Raw genomic sequence first — 19,523 nt, 5'->3', positions numbered from 1 at the left:
GGGTTGGCGGAGCCGCGTTTACCCTTCCCGACGCCTCTCGGCCGACACCGGGCGGGCGGTGTCGGAGACTACTTCCCGGCGGCCGGGATGAGGCCAGGAGCGAACCTGTGGGAGATGGATTCCATCAGCGGCCTGCGCTTGGTGTTCTGGAAAGCCGCGATACGCCACTTCCCGTCGCCCTGCCGGACCAGCGTGTACGTCTGGATCTTGGCGAGTTTCTGCGGCCGCTTGCCTTTGTAGGTGTCGCCGCGCCCGTTGACGACGGCCACATCCGGCCCGAGGAAGCGGATGTCGAGGACCTCGTCCGCGAGCCGGGTGCCCTTGAGGAACGTCGCGAACAGTGTGCGGTGACTGTCCACGATGTCCTGGCGTCCCTGGTACAAGGTGCCGACGAAGGTGATGTAGGTGGCGTCCTCGGCGAACAACCCGCCGTACGCCTCGGCATCGTGCCGCTCCCAAGCGGCGACGAGTTCGTTCAGGACAGATGTCACGGCGGCGACATCATGCGTGGTCGTCATGTCGAACGATCCCCTTCCTTTGGTTAGACTGAAGCAGATACTCAACGATAGCAGTATCTGCACACATGCAGGTAATTTAAGAGGTGGTCCCGTCGATGGCAACCCCCGCAGACGCCGCAGATGAGCACGTGGTCTTCCGCCAGTACCTGGACGCAGTCGGACTTCAGGGCCTGGCCGGCGCGGAAGCCGCCGGACTGCACACGTCGGAGTGGTACGCGCTGAGCCTGATCACCCTGGAGGGCAGCCTTACGTCAGGTGAGCTGGCCTCCAGGACCGGGCTCACCACCGGGGCAACCACCCGTCTGATCGACCGCCTCGAGCGTGCCGGCTATGCCCGCCGCGCCGCAGACCCCAAAGACCGCAGACGCGTGATCGTCGAGCCGGTGCCCGATGGGCTCAGCCGCATCGAGGAAGTCCTGGCCCCGCCCCGCCGCCACATCGCCGAGGTCCTGGCCCGTTACACCCCCCAGGAGCGCGCCGTGCTCTTCGACTACTTCAGGCAGGCCGCCCCCGCATTCCGTGCGGCCACGGAAGAGATCCGCGCGGCCGCAGCCCCACGACGCCACAGGGCCGCCCGCGCCAAGGAGGACGGCTGACCGCGATCAGGACGGGGTGGACGTGGGGCGTCTGGCGGCCAGGCACCAGGAGGCTTCCCGCGGAAGGGCAGGCAGCAATCGGTGCGGCTCAGGCTTCGGCCTCGGGTGTTTGTCTGACAGATGATCTCTGCAAAGCTTCGCTGTCCGAGGCCGAAGGAGGGGGCATGGGGATCGAACCGGAACTGCACTCGGGGCGGCCCACGCCAAAGCGGTCGTCCCGAGCCACCTTGCTACGAGGGTCCTACCAGCATGGCGAGGCACTGGCCCGGGCGCTCGGCATGCTCGACCGGCACGGCTCGGGCAAGCTCGGCTGGGTGGACCCCTATGGCGACACGCTGTTCAACGACCAGGAAGCGCGAGTCGCCCGTCCGGAAGTCGCTGCCCTGATCCAGCTGTGTGCTGACGAGAAGCAGAAGGCGGCTCTGCTTGACCTCGCCGAGCTACTTGAAGCGTGCGCGGCAACGCCGGGCAGCTACTTGTGGTTCATCGGTGACTAGCGCGACATTCGTTGGCATTCCTGGAACAGCCCGCGAGCTTCTTCCACGACGGTGACCGCCCCCTGTCCGCCCGGGAAACCGACGACCCCTACCGCCGCGGCATGCTCACCATCGCTCGCGCTACCAGCCGCGCGGAGCGGTCCTGGCTGCGGGACGTCTTGGGCTGACGGGCTGCCAGGTGAGGTAGTGACCGGCTGGCTTTCATCGCCGGAATAGCTGGTGAGGTGCGGCGTCCCGGTCCATTGAAGGCGTCTTGAGGCCACCCACGTACCCGGCCCGGCAAGGCAACCCCGGCCGGCAGGTCTCCGCTGGGGTCACCCGGGCGCCCTGCCTTCAGGGCTGCGCGCGCCGTCCGGGTTCGGCACCGTCGCTGGCTCGTACTATCGGTCTGCGTATCGATGGTCGGCTGCCCTGAAGAAAGCAAACCGTCATGAACATAGCCTCGCACCGCAGCCCAGCCCGTGCGGTCGTCGTCGGGGGGAGCATCGCCGGCATGCTGGCCGCGGCCGCCGTCAAGGACTACGTCGATCACGTCGAGATCGTCGAGGCCCACGAGCTGCCCGATGGACCCGAGCCGCGCACCGGTGTTCCCCAAGCCGCCCACATCCACTTCCTGCAGACCGGCGGGGCCGAGGCAATTGAGACCCTCCTTCCGGGCAGCATCGACTTGCTGCTGGCCGCAGGTGCCCACCGCATACCTGTGACCACGAACATGCTGATCTACTCTCCCGAGGGCTGGTACCGCCGCTGGCAGCGCGCCACCCACTACCTGATCACCGCAAGCCGGGACCTGACCGACTTCATCGTCCGCGAACAGGTCCTCAAGGACCCGCGGGTCGGCGTGCGCACGCACACCAGGGCTGTCGGGCTGCTCGGCGACCGTCGCACGGTCACAGGTGTCAGGGTGCGCACCAATGACGGCGCAGAGGCCGAACTGCGTACCGACCTGGTCATCGACGCCTCGGGCCGGGGTACCCGCATGCCCCAGTGGCTCGCCGGGTTAGGAATCAACGGCCTTAGGCAGGCCCGCATCGACTCCGGACTCGTCTATGCCAGCCGGATCTACCGCGCCCCCTTCCCCACCCGCGGGTGGCCCGTGGTCGGTGTGCAAGCCGACCCGCGTCTGCCCCGTCCTGGCAGCGCAGGTGGCATCCTCCCGATCGAGGGCGACCGCTGGCACGTAAGTGTGATGGGCGCCCCTGGCGGACACCCAACCCATGACGCCGGCGCCTTCGAACCCTTCGCCCGAACGCTGCGCCACCCGCTCCTGGCCGACCTCCTGGCATACGCCGAACCGCTCACCGACGTCAGCCTCACCCACAGCACCACCAACCGGCGCTACTACTACGAACGGCTCACCCACTGGCCGGATGGCCTGTTGGCACTCGGGGACTCAGTCGCGGCCTTCAACCCCGTGTACGGGCAAGGCATATCAGTGGCGGCACAAGGAGCCGTCGCCCTGCGACACTTGCTCTCCAACGGCCTCGGCCCCGGGCTCGCCCACCATACCCAGCGCGCCATCGCCCGCCCCATCAACAGTGCGTGGGCCCTTGCCACCGGCCAGGACATCCACTTCTCCACCACCAAGGGCAAGAGCCCGAATCTCGCCGACCGTGTGCTGCACCGCTACGTCAGCCGTCTCTCCCGCACGTCAACAGGCTCCTTCCTCGCCGCCACGGCCTTGACCGACGTGCTCGCCCTTCAGACCGCGCCCACCACACTCATCCACCCCCGCGTGCTGCTGACAGCCCTGCTCGGCCCCCTTCGCTCGCCACTTGACCGCCCCCAGTTCACACCGTCCGAGCGTGACGCTCTGAACAGCCTGGCGAAGGCTTCCGGAGCCCTCGAATAGCGGTACGCCTTGGCGAGATCCGCGTTGGGGGCAGTCACCGGCCGACCTGGCCGTCCTGTTCCGGTCGATTTCTTCACGCGAGGAGAGGAGCAGCGTCGCCTTCCGCCTCCAAGGGGTCCTCCGGGGGCTGGGCCACGGCCTTCACCGACCCCACCACTGCGCGGCCATCCTCGACACGGGCCCCCCTCACGGCCCGACGAAGGACCCTGGAAGCCAGGGGAGACAGTCAGCGGCCTTCTACACCGGGCGGGCGTTTGCGGCAGCGTTGTGAGCGGCAACGGCCTTGCTATGACGGCAGATATGAACGTCCAATGCGAGCATTGCGGCGCGCACCCAGCAACACTCGCAGCGTCCTCACCAGTGGTGGTCTCGCGGAGCCGCGCAGCAACTTTGCGCCACGGGCCAGCGCGGCGTCCGCGGTAAGCAACTCCACTTCGACCAGCGCGCCCATGAGCGGGCGACAGGGGGCCAGAGCCAAGGCGGTCAGCTTCCTGGCCGTCTGCAGGGCGGTTCGAGCCTGCGAGATCTGGTGGCCCACCACCTCCCGTACGCCCGGAGCTTCGCGGCCGGCGGCCAAGTCGTCCAATGTGACTGAGAAGCGCCGCAGTATCTCCCCTGGTATGCCCAGCTGCCCCTCCCGCAGGTCCTCGGCGATGTCGTTGACGAAGTCCAGCCGCTGGCTGCCGTCGATGAACTCCCGGCACGCCGCCCGATACGGCCCGTCGTCGGTCTCCGGTCCCAGCAGCGCGCCGACCAGCATGAAGGCAGGCAGTGAGTAGGCATCCACATAGGCCTGGTAGTCGGCTTCGTCGAGGAATCCGGTGAATTCCAGCTCTGCTGTCGCGGTGGACAGGTACTCCTCTACCGGCCTTCGCAGCCGGGGGTACGCAGCAATGGTGTGAGCCAGCGCGCGGAGCAGGGGATCACCGCTGACTCCTGTTTCCAGCGCCCGACGCACTTGCTCTTCCCAAGACGCCCAAGCTGCGGCTCGTTGTGCCTTGGGACCGGTGTCCAGAAGGTTGTCGCCGTGGTGCATCACGGCCGTCGCCACCACCACATGGGGCAGCATCGGCCGTGGCAGCAGCATCTGCGCTGCCAGGTATGAGGTACGGCGGAAGCGCGATACCAGTCGCCGCTGGGCGTCGTAGTCCCCTCGCAGCTCCGGTTCCCGGATCCCCGCTGAGTCCAGGCTTTCTTGCCACGCATTCATGTCACGATCGTAGGCTGGCCGCATTGAGCACCTCGGCGGGGCGGGTTGCGGGTACCGGGCGGCGCATCGACCACCCAAGGCGGCGTCATCGCGACCTTCGACCGCGGCTGTTTGAGCAACGTGGTTACCGCGTGCGTCTGTCGGGCTGTGCGGTCCGTGTGGGGTGCCTTGCGGGTCGGCCGCCACCCCACGGCGGGAGGCGGCGGCCGGTGGCGGAGCCCGGTCAGGCCACCAGGGGCTGTTCCTGCAGCTCCTCGAGTCTCACGGTGCACAGGCCGCCGCGTTCGGTCTTGACATCCGTCACCTTCAGTTGGGTGCCCGGCGGGAGGATGAACTCCTCCTCGCCGGTGAACGCGGAGAAGTCGCGGATGCTCACGGCCCGGGCAGGGGTGACCTCGAACAGTGTCCGTTTGCCGCGGCTGCCGAGGAACGCCTTGGCGACGCTGAGCTCGGACGTGCAGGAGGACACGCCCCACCAGGTCACGGTCCTTCCGAGCGGGTACTGTGCACGCAGGTCCAGCGATACTCCGCGCCACAACGGCGCCTTCCTGGCGGGGAGTTGCGACACGGCCGAGAACAGTAGCCGCAGATACGGCAGGTAGGGGACGAGCCTGGTCCGGTCCGGAGAGCGCAGGGTGGCGTTGATCTCCCGGTAGAACGCGGATTCGCAGGTGTAGAGGTAGAGGGCGGCGATCGCGTCGGCCGACAGGCCGTCGGACGCTTCGTCCGTCCGCCGTTTGCCGAACTCGTGCGACCGGTCGACGTGCCGGCCCAGACCGGGCAGCAGCGCGGCGACCGGGGCGACCGCGTCGCGGAAGTCCATGAGTGGGGTGTCGAACACACCCGTGATGGCGGGGAGGACGAGCCCCTCGTCCTTGACGCTGGAGAGCCGGTCGAGGTACAGCTGGTGCAGCTCCATGGTGGACGCGATGAACGCGCCCATGCGGTCGGCGACGTCGCCGTCGGCCGCGCCGGTCTTGGCCGCGAGCTTGTTCCAGCCGGTGCTCGGCAGCCAGTCGATCTCGTCGGCGCCCAGCGATGCCAGGGCCGCGTTCACTGTGGCGAAGTGGTCGCCGTCGCAGAAGATGTCACCCTGTGCTGCGGGGTTGGCGTGGTCGATGTGCCGGACCTCGACCTCGGGGTACTTCTTCTGAAGGTCGAGAACGACCTTCTTCAGGCTCCGCGCGTGCGCCCCCCACCACGCGAAGACGACCCCCCGGTCCTCCTCTTCGGCGTTCTGCTTGGCCACGAGGATCTCCTCGACGATCCGCTCGGCGACCGGCCGCCAGAACCCGGTGTGCCGGTCGGTGCCGATCGCCCCGTCACTGTTGGCCGTCAGCGCCGCGTTCAGCAGCAGCACGCCCTGCGTGAGCATCGCCTGGAACCACTCCGGCGGCTGGACGGTGTCCTGCTTCTTCAGCAGCGCGCGGATATCGGCTATCGGGGTCTTCTTGGGAATGCCGTACTTCCACATCGCCGCCGCCTTGATGATGCAGCGGATGCTGACGACCCTGCCGAACTGGCTGTCCTTCCAGTCGTGGAAGGTGTTGTCGAACATGGCGATGCCGGTGGCGCTCTCCGGCCGCGGGTACGGGTTCTGACCGAAGATGACCACCTTCCACTTGTGCGGCGCGTTGGGTTTGAGTGCCTGGAAGGTCAGTTCTCGCGCGGGCACGACCTCCGGGCTGCGGCCCGGCCCTATGAACTCGGCCGCGTCCGGCTGTGCCTCGATGACCGGCCTGAGTAGCGGAAGCCACGGTTCACCGCCGCCCTTGAACAGTTCCGTGAGGTCCAGCGGGTCGTTCGGGTCGGGGGTGGCGGTGGTGTGGGCAGCGCTCATCGTGGAGGAACTCCGAATGGTCGAACTGTGCTGGTGGAAGGCCTGATCGGCGAAGTGCCCTGAGGATATGTCGGCCCACTGACAGCGGCCTTGGGGCTCTCGGGAGACGCCGCGCCGGCGCTAGCTGCTGTGTCAGTGGGGCGCGGTAGCGTCCCGATCAGTTGAGTGACCGTTCCGATGGGAGTGAACCATGACCGAGAACCGTGTGCAGTCGCCGCTCAGGGTGGTGCTGACCGACATCAACACCGCAGTGGTGGAGGCGTGGCGCGCGGCGTTCGCCGACACCCCCGAGATTGAGATCCGCAAGGGCTCGATCCTGGACGAGGACGCCGACGCCTGGGTCAGTCCCACCAACTCCCGTGGCCGGATGGATGGTGGTGTGGACGCGGTCATCAAGCGGTATCTCGGCGCGGGCATCCAGCTGCGGGTGCAGAAGGCCATTCACAGCCGGTTTGCGGGAGCGCTGCCGGTGGGCAGCGCGGTGTGTGTTCCGTCCGGCGCGGTCAAGCCGAGGTTCCTGATCTCGACTCCGACGATGGAGGCATCGTCGCAGAACGTCAGCGAGACCCTGAACGTGGCACTGGCCTGCGCAGCCGCGTTCCAGGCGATCCACCAGCAGAACAACAGGGCACCGGGCAGCATCCGATCGGTGGCGCTGGTCGGTATGGGTGCCCAGACCGGCCGGGTGCCGGCGCGGGTGTGCGCCAACTTGATGTGGTCGGGCTACACCCTCTTCAACGACCACTCCTTCGAGGACTACGACGACCTGCGCAGCACGATCGTCGCGCAGCTCGACGACATAGAGAGCGCACCAGTGGAGAAGCGGGTCCGCATAGCGCCGCCCAAGCGCGCCACCCCGCGCCGCTGACGAGGCTCGCTCCACGCCCGGTGCACCCGTGTGCGCCCCGTCGTCTCTGCCCCGACCCGACCCGGCCCGAGGACGACGGCGGCGGCGTGGGTCATGGGCCGGCGCTCCGGCGGATCCTCGCGCCACGCGCGGTCAGTGGTGGCGACCGCATCGCCGCCCTGACCGCCGACCCCGGGCAGTGGGACCGGCCGGAAGCCATCCGCGGGATGGCACCGCTCTCCCGGGAGCTCAAGCACACCCTGCCCGACGTCGACACCTCAGCCCTCGACGCGTGGTTCGCGCCGCTGGGCGATCGACCGGGCACCGTACTGCACTGACGGCTGGTCCAGCGCGGCCTGCGCGTTCATGGCGTGGACACCATCGGCGAGTACCTCAGCCGATGAGCACCCCCGGGTTCAGCACACCGTGCGGGTCGAGTTCCCGCTTCGCCGCTCGGAGCGCGCGGGCGAACAGCGGGGGACGCTGCCGGTCGTACCAGGGACGGTGGTCGCGGCCCACCGCGTGGTGGTGGGTGATCGTGCCGCCGGCGTCCATGATGACGTCGGAGACGGCGGCCTTGATGTCGTCCCACTGGGCGATCTCGGATCCGCGGCGTGCCGGCGCCAGCACCGTGTAGTAGACGGCGGCGCCGTCGGGATACACGTGGGTGAGCCTGCGGTGCACGGTGGCCGTCACGCACACACGGGCGGCGGCCTGCTCGGCGGCTCGGTGCACCCGCTGGTCGAACTCCTCGAAACGGTCCCAGGTGACGGCGGTCTCGAAGGTCTCTACGAGGATGTCGGCGGCGACCATCACGTCCCGCAGGTGCGGCGCCTGCTGGAAGCTGTCCTTCCACTGTCCCTCGGGGCGGGTCGGCGCGGGGGACTCCGCGTCGTCCGTCGGGTCCGGTCCGCTGATCCGAGGGTCCCCGAGCGGAGTCCCGCCGTACCGGCGGGCACACTCCAGCGCCTGGGCGAGCAACGCCTCCTGGCCTGCATGGGCCGACTCGAATCCGAGGATCAGCAGGGCGGAACGCCCGTCACCGGCGCCGTTCAACCGGGCCTCGCCGGGGTCGAGCAGCCTGCAGTTGGCGGGCTGCAGTCCGGAGCGCACGATGTCCCGGGCTGCGCGGGTGCCGTCGGCGAAGGTGGCATGGCTCAGGGCGGCGGACGCTCGGAAGCGCGGGCGTTCCTGGACACGGAGCCATGCCTGAGTGACCACGCCGAGGACCCCCTCGGAGCCGATCAGCATCCGGTCGGGGCTCGGCCCCGCCCCGGAGGCGGGCACCCGGCGGCTCTCCCACAACCCGGCGGGAGTGACCGCCCGCAGTGACTGCACGAAGTCGTCCAGGTGGGTGCGTCCGGTGGCGTAGTGCCCGCCGGCGCGGGTGACGACGGAGCCGCCCACGGTGGCCAGTTCGTACGACTGCGGGTAGTGACGCAGGGTGAGGCCGTGGGGGCGCAGTTGGGCGTCGGCGTGCGGCAGGGCGGCGCCGGCCTGGATGAGTGCCGCCCCGGAGACCGTGTCCACGTCGAGCACGCGGTCGAGACGGCCGAGGTCGAGGGTGACGGTGCCGGCGTACCGGTCGTCCACCAGCGGCTCGACACCACCGACCACGCTGGTGCCCCCGCCGTAGGGAATGACGGCGGCGCCGGCCTCTTGGCACCAGTCCAGGACCGCGGTGATGTCGTTCTCGTCGCGGGGGAAGGCGACGAGGTCCGGCGGGTGCGGGAACTCCCCGTGGAAGCCGCGCACCACGTCCCGGTAGGACTTGCCGTAGGCGTGGGAGGCTCGCTGGTAGGGGTCGGTCGTCATGACAGGGGCGAGGCTGCCGGGGATCGCCAGGCGTGGTGCGGGCAGGTCCAGGTCGGCCACCGCCGGGGGTGTTCTGACGTGCTCCGCGCCGAAGCCGAGCACCGAGCGCACCAGATCGGCCGTCTTGTGCGCCTCGGTTCTCCCGGGCTGTTCGTCCTCGTATCCCCAGCCCCAGAATTTCCTGCGTCGTGCTCCGGTCATGTCGTCCGTCGCTCCCGGTAGGTCGTCGTTGTGGATGTCTCCTGGACGCGCTGATGAACCGGTGCGCTGTCCGGAGACGAGCCGGTCACGACGGTAGGGCCGGAACGTGGCGGCGTCATTGCCCCGGTGGGCCACCGTGTTGACTCGGGCGGCCGCTCCGGCGTTGACTGTCCGCCATGCGTGCCGCCGCTTGGCCCACCGTCGCCGCCAGCTACGCACACGCGGTGGCGCACGCCCGCGGGCCGCAGGACATGGGAACCGGGGCGGCCGGCACGACGGGCGGTGCGTGGGCCTCCCCCACACAGAGGCTTCCCTTCGCGGAGGTCCGGCGGCTCTGGGAGCTGCTCCTCGGGCCGGACGAGGAGCCGCATGTGGGTCTCGTCGTGGGTTCCTCGCTGCGGCCGGCCGACCTGCACGTGCTCGGTCATCTGGTCCTTGCTTCCGCCAGCCTGGCGGAGGCGGCGGCAGCGGCGGTCCGGTATCACCGGTTGGTGAGCGAGGCGGGCGTGGTCAGCCTGGACCGCGGTCCCCAGCGGTCACGGCTCGTCTACCGGCCCACGGTGGCTCCGGGGGTGATGCACCCGCAGCAGGTCGAGGCCGTGGTCACCGGCATGGTCACCGCCGCGGGATGGATCGCGCCCGACTGGGCGCCCGTGTCGGTCGCATTCACCCACCGGGCGATCGGCGCCCCGGGCCGGTACACCGAGATTCTGCGCTGCCCGGTCGTCTTCGACGCCGCCGAGAACGCCGTCACCGTACGAACGACGGAGCTGGACCGCCCCCGCGCGCTGACCGACCCGGCACTGACCGCGCTGCACCGCCGGCACGCGGATGGCCTGCTCGGCGGTCTCCCGGCGACGGACATGCTGTGCGCACGGGTGCGCGGCTGGCTGGACCAGGCCGACCTCCTCCGGGCCCGTCCGGAGGACCTGCGGGACGTTCTGTTCCTCAGCCCCCGGACCCTGCGCCGAGCCCTGCGCGAGGAGGGCACCTCGTGGCGCGAACTCCTCGACGAGGCACGGCACATGCGCGCCTTGCAGTTGCTACGGACAACGGATCTGACCCTCGACGCTGTCGCCCGCCAGGTCGGACTGAGCGGAGCGGCCGCCCTGGTACGCGCCTTCACCCGCTGGCACCACATGACGCCCGGCGCTTACCGCCGGCACCACGCGCACAACGGAGTCACCTCACGCGCGGACTCGGTGTAACAGGCCCCTATGCTCCTGTTCGGATGCTTGTGCGAGGTGAGGAGGTATCACCAGGCGCCCGTCGGCGCATGCTTCAGACAGCCGGCCTGGAGGCGGCCGGGCGCCGCCGGAGCGCCGGCGTGGTGAGTGACGGCGGAGTCCAGACGCCGTCCGGAGGATAGACGTCGGTTCCGGGCGGCACGATGTCGTCGATCCGGTCCAGGACGGCGTCGTCCAGCATCACGGACATGCCCTTGAGCGTGCTCCGCAGGTGCTCCATCGTGCGCGGGCCGATGATCACCGATGTGACGGCCGGATGCGCGAGCGGGAAGGCGATGGCCAGCTCCGGGAGCGAGCAGCCCACTTCCTCGGCCACGGCAACGAGCTGCTCGACCACCTCCAGCTTGGCGGCGGTGAGCGGCGCCGACGGGTCGAAGCGGTTCGGGTGCAGGGTGGGACGTCCGCTGCTCAGATCAAGAGGCCGACCCCGGCGGTAGCGGCCGGTCAGGAACCCGGAGGCCAGCGGACTCCAGGTCAGCACCCCCATTCCGAGGCGTTGCGCGACCGGCAGCACTTGCCTCTCGACGCCTCGGGCCAGCAGCGAGTACGGCGGCTGCTCGGTACGGAACCGCTGGAGCCCACGACGGTCGGCCACGTGATACGCCTCGACGATGTCGTCCGCGGGAAAGGTGGAGCAGCCGAACGCTCTGATCTTGCCCTGACGCACCAGATCGGTCAGGGCGGAGAGCGTCTCCTCGATGTCGGTCGTGTGGTCCGGCCGGTGCACCTGGTACAGGTCGATCCAGTCCGTCCCCGGCCGCCGCAGGCTGTCCTCCACCTCCCGGACGATCCAACGCCGCGAGTTCCCGCCCCGGTTGGGACCGTCGCCCATGGGAAAGTGGACCTTGGTCGCGAGAATCACGTCATCGCGGCGACCCTTCAACGCCTTGCCCACGATGGTCTCCGACTCGCCGGCCGAGTACATGTCGGCGGTGTCGATGAAGTTGATCCCCTCGTCCAGAGCGGCGTGCATGATCCGGACGCACTCGTCGTGGTCGGCATTACCGACGGAACCGAACATCATGGTGCCGAGGCAGTAGGGGCTGACCTCGATGCCGGTCCTGCCCAGAACGCGGTAGCGCATTCAACTCTCCTTGGAGGTCGCTACGTTGGGGATGCCGCGACTCTACGAGTTGGAGTTCGCTCCAGGGCAAGCGTCTGGTGCGGCTGCGGGACGGATCCGGGAGGGGCCGTCACGCGGCTCCAGGCGCAGCACATGCGAGGCCATCACGTCCACAACGTGGGGGGAGTGGCCGTCATGGGGTTGCGGCCTGGTCCTTCTTCTCGCCGCGGAGCGGTAGTCCACCTGCCCGGTAGATGCCGTCGAGGACGCCCATGGTGGCCACGGCGTCCCTGGCGGAGGTGATGACCGGCCCGCCATCGAGTACCGCGGCGGCGAACGCCTCCAGCTGCCGGGCGTAGCTCGACGGGTTGCGCGGCACACGCTCCCGCCGCACCACCTGTCCTCCCGAGCCGCGCGGCGCGCGGATCGTCACCTGGTGGTAGAGCTGGGGCATCGCGAAGTTGGTCACGTTCAGTTCGCCGTCCGTCCCGATCGCGCGGGCCCGGATCGACAACAGCCTGCGCGACCACATCGACGCGCGGACCCGCCCGGTCACCCCCTTCGGGAAGGCGAGTTCGGCAGTCATCGCCCGGTCGATGCGCGGGTCCCTGCGCAGGGTCGTCATCCGTGCCGAGGTAACTGCCGGATCGCCGGCGCCGAGAAGCCGGGCGACGTGCACCGCGTAGCAGCCGGCGTCCATGGTCGCGCCGCCCGCCAGCGCGTAGTCGTACCGGATGTCGCTGAACCGGGGCAGGGGAAAGCACAACTCGGCCTCGACGCGACGCAGCTTCCCGAGTTCGCCGCTCGTCACGATCTCGCGCATCCGCTCGGCCAGCGGGTGGTAGCGGTAGTGGAAGGCCTCCATCACCACCAGGCCGTCGCGCGCGAAGGCGGCGTCGGCGGCGTCCGCGACGCGCTCGGCCTCGGCACGGTTGGCGGTGAACGGCTTCTCGCACAGCACGTGCTTACCGGCCTCGAGAGCCTTGAGTGTCCACTCGGCGTGCAGCCCGTTGGGCAGGGGCACGTACACGGCGTCCACCTGCGGGTCGGCGAGCAGCGCGTCGTAGCCGGCGTGCACAACCGGGACGCCGTGCTTGCGGGCGAACGCCTCGGCGCGGGTCCGGTCACGTGCCGCGACCGCGGTCACGTTGACACGCGGCGTGTGCCGCGCAGGTTTGATGAGCGCGCTCGGCGCGATGGCGGCTGCCCCGAGCAGCCCGATCCGAAGGTCGCTGGACACGGGGACAGTGTGCCAGCCCCGCTGCATCGTGCGGAACGGCCGGCGGTCCTCGTCGACACCGGAATGTCGGCCGGCAACTTCTGTCTGTCCGGGGCGGCCTGGGCGCCCTGACTCTGGCCTTTGCCCTTTGGCGTTGAGGGCACGGGAAGCCTTCCGGGCCAGGCGGGCCGCCGCGGTTTCTACTTCCAGCCGAGGGACTTCTCCGACGCCACCCATCCCCCGGAACCGCTCGCCGAGGCCGTGGCGAACGTCCTGTGCAGGGTCGTCGCCCCGGGTCCGCCAAGAAAATCTGGTCCAACCAGTTGACCACTGACCTCGGCCTGTCCACTCTGATCGCCATGACCGAGCGACACATCCGGCGTGAGGCGATCTCCGACCAGCTCTTCGCCTTGCTGCGCGACAGGATCCTGGGCGGTGAACTGCCGCCCGGTTCCGCGCTCACCGCCGAACGGGATCTGGCGGCCGAGTTCGGTGTGAACCGTCATGGCGTCCGTGAGGCCGTCAAACGGCTCCAGCAGGCCCGGCTGGTCGAGGTCAGCCACGGCGGCCGCACCCTCGTCCAGGACTGGCGGCGCACCGCCGGCCTGGACCTGGCCGTGGGGATCGCCTCGGCCGACGGCGGCCCCTCGGTGGCGGACCTCGCCCGGGACGCCCTGGAGATGCGGGCGTGCATCGGTGCGGACGCCGCCAGGTTGTGCGCGATCCGGTGTTCCGAGCAGGCCGCTGCGGAGATCGTCGAGGCCACCGGCCACTACGCGCGCAGCGGGCCCGACCTGGCGGAACTCGGCGCGGCGGACATCGCCTGGTGGCGGCTGATCGTCGAGGGTTCGGGCAACATGGCCTATCTGCTGGCGTTCAACAGCCTGGTGGGCGGGACCCTCCCGGTCGCCGCCGTACCCGGTGACCTGCGGACGGCCGAACTCCTCGACGTCGACGCCCATGTCCGGCTGGCGGCACACATCGCCGCACGTGAGCCCGAGGCCGCCGAACTGCTGGCGCGCGAGCTGCTGTCCCGCAGCGTGCCCGCGGTGCCCCGGAAGGCGGTGCGCTGACATGATCCCGGCCGTGGTCTACGCGATACCGGCGTTCGTGCTCCTGGTCGTCGTCGAGGCCCTCTCCTACCGCTTCCTCCCCGACGACGACGAGCGCGGTTACGAACTGCGCGACAGCATGACCAGCATGTCCATGGGTGCCGGCAGCCAGGTCATCGCACTGCCGTGGAAGGCGGTGACGGTCGTCATGTACGCGGCCCTCTTCACCGTCTCGCCATGGCGCCTCTCGCCCGCCTCCGGGTGGACGTGGGTACTGCTGTTCTTCGCCGAGGACCTCGCGTACTACGCCTTCCACCGCGCCCACCACCGGGTGCGGGTGCTGTGGGCGAGCCATGTGGTCCACCACTCCAGCCTCCACTTCAATCTGTCCACGGCCCTCAGGCAGAGCTGGACGCCGATGACGGCCCTGCCGTTCTGGCTGCCGCTCGCGCTGGTCGGCATTCCGCCCTGGATGATCCTGCTCGAGCAGTCCGTCAGCCTGATCTACCAGTTCTTCCTGCACACCGAACGGGTGGACAAGCTGTGGCGGCCGGTGGAACGGGTCTTCAACACCCCCTCCCACCACCGTGTCCACCACGGGTCGAACCGCGTCTATCTGGACCGCAACTACGGCGGGATCCTCATCGTCTGGGACCGGCTCTTCCGCACCTTCGAGCCCGAGGGCGAGCGAGCGGTGTACGGGCTGACGAAGAACATCGACACCTACAACCCGCTGCGGGTCGCTTTCCACGAGTACGCGGCCGCCTGGCGCGACGTCCGTGCGGCGCGGCGCTGGCGCGACCGCGCCGGGTACCTGTTCGGTCCGCCCGGCTGGTCGCCCAGGGCTGAGGGGTGAGGCTCCGCCGCGACTCCGGAGGCTGTGTGGGGCCGGCCGGCGTACGTCGTATCACCGTCGGCCTTCCCCCCCGAAAGTCCTTGAGCCCGGCGGTTTCCCTGCCGCCCGAACCATCGGGCAACGGGAAACCCGTCGACCCCGCGGTGCCGCGTGCCCAGGCTGGAGTCGTCAGCACCAAGCACGTCCTGCGGTCCGCAGGACACCGCAAGAGGGGAACAATCATGCGCACCATCTTCCGCGGCGCCGCCGCGCTGGCGACCGCCGCTGCGGCCGTGGTGGCACTGGGCGGTGCGGCTCAGGCCAAGCCGGCGGGCGACTGGGCCGGCTGCCCGTCCGGCGCGGTCTGCATCTACCCGCAGAACCAGAATCCGGCCGTCTCGCCCAGCCAGATCTTCTACAGCTACGGCCCCCACAACCTGAGCAACCAGTACGGGTGGCACTGGGTCCTCAACAACCAGTACGGCGGCGCGACCGCAAGCCTGTGCACCGGCTACAACGGCAGGGGCTGCGGAGCCCCGTTCGCCCAGCAGACAGGTGTGTGGGCCGATCTCACGCCCATCAACTCCGTCGCGCTGAACCGGCCCTGACCGGCACCGACAGCGCTTCCGGAACCGCCCCTTCCCGGGTGGTTCCGGAAGCGCGCGTTTGCGCCACTTACGAGTGAAGCGCTTCGCCTCGCGTCCCGCCCGGAAAGTAATCTGGGCACCCGCCCGACTCACGGCAAGGGCATGGGGTGCCATGGGGGACGCCTTGAGCGAGTCACAGCAGGCAGCGCACGATCACGAGGGCAACGAGCCGGAACCGCCAGGGGCGACCGCGCCGTCGTTCGCCGCCCAGCTGAGACGGTTGAGACGGCAACGGGGGCTGTCCCTGGCCGATCTGGCCCGGCAGACCCACTACAGCAAGGGCTACCTGAGCAAGATCGAGACGGGTGCGAAGCCTCCGACCGTCGATGTCGCCCGCCGCTGCGACCGTATTCTCGCCGCCGAGGGCGAGTTGCTCGCTCTTGCGGAGACGGCGACGGCACGGGTACAGGTTCGTGACAACGATATCGGCGCGACTGCGCCCGCCTGCCCCTACCGCGGCCTGTCGGCGTTCACCACGCAGGACGCCGAGTGGTTCTTCGGCAGGGAACGTGCGACATCCGCGCTCGTCGAGCGGCTCTTCCAGCGCATCGGCATCGGGCCGCTGATGCTGGTGGCCCCATCGGGGGCGGGAAAGTCCTCCCTGCTCAGCGCCGGGCTCGTGCCCGCACTTGGGTGTCCCGGCCGGTTTCCCATGCCGGGCGCGGACCGCTGGCCGGTGGTCTCCCTCACGCCCACGGCGCGCCCCCTGCAGGAGTTGCTGGAGCGCACGGCAAAGACGCTGGGCTGCGATCTGCGGCTGAGCGCGGCCGAACTCCGTGACAGGCCCCGGGCACTGCTGGACGCGGTCCACCGGATGACACACACGACGCGGCCGGATTCCGGCATGGACGGCCGCAGGCCGCCGCCGGTCTGCCCGGTGCTGCTGGTGGACCAGTTCGAGGAACTGTTCACCCTGTGTACGGACGAGCACGAGCGCCGCGCCTATGTGCGCGTGCTGTGCGCGCTGGCCACGTCCCCACCGTCCGGGCAGACGTACGACCCTGCCGTGATCGTGCTCGGGCTGCGGGCCGACTTCCTGGGACGCTGCCTGGAACTCCCGGAACTGTCAGCGGTGTTCTCGGACGGGCTGTTCGCGCTGGCGCCGATGTCGGTCGCCGAGCTGCGTGAGTCGGTCACCCGCCCCGCGGAACGCGCCGGCGTCACGCTGGAACCCGGGCTGCTCCCGCTGCTGCTGGGCGACGCCGGGCTACGCGACGAGCCTGAAACGGCCGGCCACGGGGGCGCCCAGGTCCAGGAGACGCCGTCCGGAGTGTTGCCGCTGGTGTCCCATGCGCTGCTGGCCACCTGGCAGCACCGCCGGCAGTCCACTTTGACCGTTGCCGGGTACGAACGCACCGGCGGCATTCGGGGCGCGGTCGCCCGCACCGCCGAGGAGGTGTTCGCCGGGCTGTATCCGGCCGAGCAGAAGACGGTCCGGCGGATCCTGTCCCGGCTGGTGCACGTCTCCAAGGACACCGGCGCGACACGGCGCCGGACGAGCCGGACCGTCCTGATGGAGCAACTCGGCGACACGGACGATGTCGCGGCGGCGCTCGACGCCTTCGTACGGGCCCGACTGATCACCGTGGACCACGACATGGTCGCGATCACCCACGAGGCGCTGCTGCACGCCTGGCCACGGCTGCGGGACTGGATCCAGGCGGACCTGGCAGGGCTCCTGATCCACCAGCAGCTCGCCCAAGCGGCCGCGGAATGGGAGCGCGAGGGCCGCGACGCCTCCGCCCTGTACCGGGGCACCCGGCTGGAGACGGCACGCTCCTGGGCCGATGAACTGGACGGCTCCAGCCGTCTCAGCCGGGGCGAGAGGGCGTTCCTTCGGGCGAGCTGCGCCGAGGAGGAGGCACGGCAGCGTCGGGCGCGGCGCCAGCAACGGCTGCGCGACGTCATGCTGGCCACACTCGTCGCCCTGCTCGGCCTCGCCCTGGCCGCGGGAGGCCTGGCCTATCAGCAGCGCACAGCGGCTCTCGCCCAGGAGCACGTCTCCCGCTCACGGGCCCTGGCCCTGCAGTCCACCTCACTGGCCGGCGGCCGGCCCGAGGCCTCGATGCTTCTGGCGGTCGCGGCCTACCGGGCCGGCGCCACGCCCGAGGCCCGCGGCGCACTGCTGAGCACCCAGTCCCAGCCGTTCGCCCGTCGGCTCGGCGGCCAGCGAGGACCGGTCAACGCGCTCGCCTTCGCGCCGGACGACCGGCTGCTGGCGACGGCGAGTTCCGACGGAACCGTGAAACTGCGGCGCCTGGCCGACCACCGCACCGTCGCCACGCTCACCCTGCCCGGGCGCGTACGCTCGGTCGCCTTCAGCCCCGACGGCCTCACTCTCGCGGCCAGTTCGACAGACGGTCCCGTGCGCCTGTGGCTGACGGCCGGCCGAGGGACCGTGACGGTGCTGCCCGAGCGGACCACGGGCGCCCGGGCGGTGGCCTTCGACCCCCGCGGCCGTACGCTCGCCCTCGCGGGCCGCGACGGAACAGTGCAGCTGTGGGACACCGGGCCCGGCCACCGGGCCCGGGCGGTGCTCCGCGGTCACTCCGGGAACGTCACCGCGCTGTCGTACGCCCCCGATGGACGGACGCTGGCATCGGCCGGCTCCGACCGCACCGTACGCCTGTGGAGCACCGACACGGCACGCCCCGTCGCCGAACTGCACGGCCACACCGACGAGGTGCTGGGCGTGGCATTTTCACCGGACGGGCGCAGCCTGGCAACGGGAGGAGTGGACCGGACCGTCCGGCTGTGGGACGTGGCCGCGCGCCGGGTGGCCGCCACGCTGACCGGACACGGTGACGATGTCAATGCGGTCGCCTGGACACCCGACGGTGCGAGTGTGGTCAGCGCGGGGGGCGACGGCACGACCAGGCTGTGGGACGTGCGCAGCGGGCGGCCGACGGCGACGCTGGCCGGACACACGGACTACGTCCTCGGTGTGGCCGTGAACGGCAGCGGGACCCTGCTGGCCACCGCCGGCTTCGACCAGTCCGTCGTACTGTGGGACCTCAGAGGCCGCGCGCTCGCCGCACCGCCGTTCACCGAGGTCTCTCACGCCGCCTACAGCCCGGACGGCAAGCTGCTGGCCACCGCCGACACCGATCACACGGTACGGGTGTGGGATGTGGACCGGCGACGGCCACAGGCCACCTTGACGGGCCATCGCGAGAGCGTTGTCTCGGTGGCCTTCGCTCCTGACGGCCGCACGCTGGGCTCGGCGGGATCCGATGGGACCGTCCGCCTGTGGGACGTTCCCGACCGCCGTCCGCTCGGCACGCTCGAAGGCCACCGTGGGAGCGTGTTCGCGGTCGCGTTCGCTCCCGACGGCCGCACTGCGGCGTCGGCTGGATCCGACGGCACCGTCCGCCTGTGGGACGTTCCGACCCACCACCCGCTCGCCGTGCTCACCGGGCACACCGACTTCGTCAACGACATCGCCTTCAGCCCCGACGGCCGCACCCTCGCCAGCGCCAGTGACGATCTGACCGTACGGCTGTGGGATGTGGCGACCCGTCGTTGCACGGCCACGCTCACCGGCCACACCGGTGCGGTGCGCGGCGTGGCGTACAGCCCCGACGGGCACACCCTGGCCAGCGGCGGCAACGACGGCACCGTGCGTCTGTGGGACCTGAGCCGGAACGGGCTGGAGGCGTCCCTGACCGGCCACGCCGGATCGGTGCGGGGCATCGCCTTCTCGCCGGACGGCCGCCTGCTGGCGAGCAGCGGCAGTGACCGGACGGTGCGGCTGTGGGACGTGCGCTGGCGACGCCCCTGGGCCGCCCTGACCGGTCACACCAACGCGGTGTGGGGCGTGGTCTTCTCCCCGGACGGGCGGACGGTGGCCAGCAGCAGCAACGACGGCACCGTCCGGCTGTGGGACCTGGACCTCTCCGCGCGGCTGGCTGCGGTCTGCCGCGTGCTCGAGTCCGCCGGCCGCAGCGCGGTTGTGGGGCTGACGCCCGAGTCCGGCGTGTCCGTGGCGCAGGCCTGCGCACGCATCTGAGTCCCGCCCGCCGGAGCGAGCGGGGGTTTCCCGAGGGTTTCCCGTCGCCTTCCCGAAGAGGGCGCCGCGCCGACG

16 protein-coding genes and 1 pseudogene are annotated in these 19,523 nt (G+C 70.3%); 11 read left to right on the top strand and 6 right to left on the bottom strand.

What is annotated here, in order from left to right:
* Window positions 1-68 precede the first annotated feature (68 nt).
* Complete coding sequence (locus LZ604_RS19755; RefSeq protein ID WP_234516710.1) at window positions 69-518, bottom strand: SgcJ/EcaC family oxidoreductase; 450 nt, start codon at window positions 516-518, stop codon at window positions 69-71.
* Window positions 519-613: 95 nt separating this feature from the next.
* Between LZ604_RS19755 and LZ604_RS19750 the strand changes: the two genes are divergently transcribed.
* The 4 genes and pseudogenes from LZ604_RS19750 to LZ604_RS19735 all read left to right on the top strand — a co-directional run bounded on the left by LZ604_RS19750 (window position 614) and on the right by LZ604_RS19735 (window position 3,463).
* The gene (locus LZ604_RS19750; protein ID WP_234516709.1) at window positions 614-1,114 is read left to right on the top strand and encodes a MarR family winged helix-turn-helix transcriptional regulator; all 501 of its coding nucleotides are present in this window, start codon (window positions 614-616) and stop codon (window positions 1,112-1,114) included.
* A 164-nt stretch (window positions 1,115-1,278) separates the two neighbouring features.
* Entirely contained in the window at window positions 1,279-1,611 is a 333-nt protein-coding gene (locus tag LZ604_RS19745) for a hypothetical protein (protein ID WP_234516708.1), read from the top strand.
* A gap of 2 nt (window positions 1,612-1,613) precedes the next feature.
* Window positions 1,614-1,778 (top strand): annotated as a pseudogene (locus LZ604_RS19740) (PadR family transcriptional regulator); the annotation flags it as partial.
* A 263-nt stretch (window positions 1,779-2,041) separates the two neighbouring features.
* Window positions 2,042-3,463, top strand: coding sequence for an FAD-dependent monooxygenase (locus LZ604_RS19735; RefSeq protein ID WP_267971564.1), 1,422 nt, complete (start codon window positions 2,042-2,044; stop codon window positions 3,461-3,463).
* A gap of 286 nt (window positions 3,464-3,749) precedes the next feature.
* Here LZ604_RS19735 and LZ604_RS19730 read toward each other — a convergent pair whose 3' ends face one another.
* Both LZ604_RS19730 and LZ604_RS19725 read right to left on the bottom strand, forming a co-directional pair.
* Window positions 3,750-4,673: a squalene/phytoene synthase family protein gene (locus LZ604_RS19730; RefSeq protein ID WP_234516707.1), complete on the bottom strand. Its 924-nt coding sequence runs from the start codon at window positions 4,671-4,673 to the stop codon at window positions 3,750-3,752.
* 223 nt (window positions 4,674-4,896) lie between these two features.
* Window positions 4,897-6,513, bottom strand: coding sequence for an ADP-ribosyltransferase domain-containing protein (locus LZ604_RS19725; protein WP_234516706.1), 1,617 nt, complete (start codon window positions 6,511-6,513; stop codon window positions 4,897-4,899).
* Window positions 6,514-6,703: 190 nt separating this feature from the next.
* Between LZ604_RS19725 and LZ604_RS19720 the strand changes: the two genes are divergently transcribed.
* A complete protein-coding gene (locus LZ604_RS19720; RefSeq protein ID WP_234516705.1) occupies window positions 6,704-7,381 on the top strand; it encodes a macro domain-containing protein in 678 nt (225 codons plus the stop codon).
* Between the two features lie 86 nt (window positions 7,382-7,467).
* Window positions 7,468-7,698, top strand: coding sequence for a hypothetical protein (locus tag LZ604_RS19715; protein WP_234516704.1), 231 nt, complete (start codon window positions 7,468-7,470; stop codon window positions 7,696-7,698).
* Window positions 7,699-7,753: 55 nt separating this feature from the next.
* Here the strand turns inward: LZ604_RS19715 and LZ604_RS19710 are convergent, their stop codons facing one another.
* The gene (locus LZ604_RS19710) at window positions 7,754-9,376 is read right to left on the bottom strand and encodes an FAD-binding oxidoreductase (RefSeq protein WP_234516703.1); all 1,623 of its coding nucleotides are present in this window, start codon (window positions 9,374-9,376) and stop codon (window positions 7,754-7,756) included.
* A gap of 176 nt (window positions 9,377-9,552) precedes the next feature.
* On the opposite strand from LZ604_RS19710, the gene LZ604_RS19705 reads away from it, so the two are divergent.
* On the top strand, window positions 9,553-10,584 hold the full coding sequence (locus LZ604_RS19705; RefSeq protein WP_234516702.1) for an AraC family transcriptional regulator: 1,032 nt from the start codon (window positions 9,553-9,555) through the stop codon (window positions 10,582-10,584).
* 73 nt (window positions 10,585-10,657) lie between these two features.
* On the opposite strand, the gene LZ604_RS19700 is transcribed toward LZ604_RS19705, so the two are convergent.
* Window positions 10,658-11,707 (bottom strand): aldo/keto reductase, encoded by a 1,050-nt coding sequence (locus LZ604_RS19700; RefSeq protein WP_234516701.1) that lies wholly within the window; start codon window positions 11,705-11,707, stop codon window positions 10,658-10,660.
* A 172-nt stretch (window positions 11,708-11,879) separates the two neighbouring features.
* Window positions 11,880-12,926, bottom strand: coding sequence for a Gfo/Idh/MocA family protein (locus LZ604_RS19695; RefSeq protein ID WP_234516700.1), 1,047 nt, complete (start codon window positions 12,924-12,926; stop codon window positions 11,880-11,882).
* A gap of 338 nt (window positions 12,927-13,264) precedes the next feature.
* On the opposite strand from LZ604_RS19695, the gene LZ604_RS19690 reads away from it, so the two are divergent.
* From LZ604_RS19690 to LZ604_RS19675, 4 genes are all read left to right on the top strand, one after another.
* Complete coding sequence (locus tag LZ604_RS19690; protein WP_234516699.1) at window positions 13,265-13,978, top strand: FadR/GntR family transcriptional regulator; 714 nt, start codon at window positions 13,265-13,267, stop codon at window positions 13,976-13,978.
* A gap of 1 nt (window position 13,979) precedes the next feature.
* Window positions 13,980-14,813: a sterol desaturase family protein gene (locus LZ604_RS19685; RefSeq protein ID WP_234516698.1), complete on the top strand. Its 834-nt coding sequence runs from the start codon at window positions 13,980-13,982 to the stop codon at window positions 14,811-14,813.
* A 221-nt stretch (window positions 14,814-15,034) separates the two neighbouring features.
* Entirely contained in the window at window positions 15,035-15,400 is a 366-nt protein-coding gene (locus LZ604_RS19680) for a hypothetical protein (RefSeq protein ID WP_234516697.1), read from the top strand.
* Window positions 15,401-15,563: 163 nt separating this feature from the next.
* Window positions 15,564-19,448 carry an nSTAND1 domain-containing NTPase gene (locus LZ604_RS19675; RefSeq protein WP_267971562.1) on the top strand — a complete coding sequence of 1,295 codons (3,885 nt, stop codon included), beginning with the start codon at window positions 15,564-15,566 and terminating at the stop codon, window positions 19,446-19,448.
* Window positions 19,449-19,523: the final 75 nt, after the last annotated feature.

It is taken from the genome of Streptomyces glomeratus, assembly GCF_021462825.1.
In the GTDB taxonomy this organism is placed as follows: Bacteria; Actinomycetota; Actinomycetes; order Streptomycetales; family Streptomycetaceae; genus Streptomyces; species Streptomyces glomeratus.
The sequence above is the reverse complement of the archived record's forward strand: the minus strand, read 5'-3'. Positions and strand labels throughout refer to the sequence as shown.

Bases quoted from the DNA above. Each gene is read 5' to 3' on its own strand.
- LZ604_RS19725 (WP_234516706.1), bottom strand. From the start codon at position 6,513: ATGAGCGCTGCCCACACCACCGCCACCCCCGACCCGAACGACCCGCTG.
- LZ604_RS19690 (WP_234516699.1), top strand. From the start codon at position 13,265: ATGACCGAGCGACACATCCGGCGTGAGGCGATCTCCGACCAGCTCTTC.
- LZ604_RS19705 (WP_234516702.1), top strand. From the start codon at position 9,553: ATGCGTGCCGCCGCTTGGCCCACCGTCGCCGCCAGCTACGCACACGCG.
- LZ604_RS19720 (WP_234516705.1), top strand. From the start codon at position 6,704: ATGACCGAGAACCGTGTGCAGTCGCCGCTCAGGGTGGTGCTGACCGAC.
- LZ604_RS19735 (WP_267971564.1), top strand. From the start codon at position 2,042: ATGAACATAGCCTCGCACCGCAGCCCAGCCCGTGCGGTCGTCGTCGGG.
- LZ604_RS19710 (WP_234516703.1), bottom strand. From the start codon at position 9,376: ATGACCGGAGCACGACGCAGGAAATTCTGGGGCTGGGGATACGAGGAC.
- LZ604_RS19685 (WP_234516698.1), top strand. From the start codon at position 13,980: ATGATCCCGGCCGTGGTCTACGCGATACCGGCGTTCGTGCTCCTGGTC.
- LZ604_RS19680 (WP_234516697.1), top strand. From the start codon at position 15,035: ATGCGCACCATCTTCCGCGGCGCCGCCGCGCTGGCGACCGCCGCTGCG.
- LZ604_RS19755 (WP_234516710.1), bottom strand. From the start codon at position 518: ATGACGACCACGCATGATGTCGCCGCCGTGACATCTGTCCTGAACGAA.
- LZ604_RS19745 (WP_234516708.1), top strand. From the start codon at position 1,279: ATGGGGATCGAACCGGAACTGCACTCGGGGCGGCCCACGCCAAAGCGG.
- LZ604_RS19700 (WP_234516701.1), bottom strand. From the start codon at position 11,707: ATGCGCTACCGCGTTCTGGGCAGGACCGGCATCGAGGTCAGCCCCTAC.
- LZ604_RS19730 (WP_234516707.1), bottom strand. From the start codon at position 4,673: ATGAATGCGTGGCAAGAAAGCCTGGACTCAGCGGGGATCCGGGAACCG.
- LZ604_RS19750 (WP_234516709.1), top strand. From the start codon at position 614: ATGGCAACCCCCGCAGACGCCGCAGATGAGCACGTGGTCTTCCGCCAG.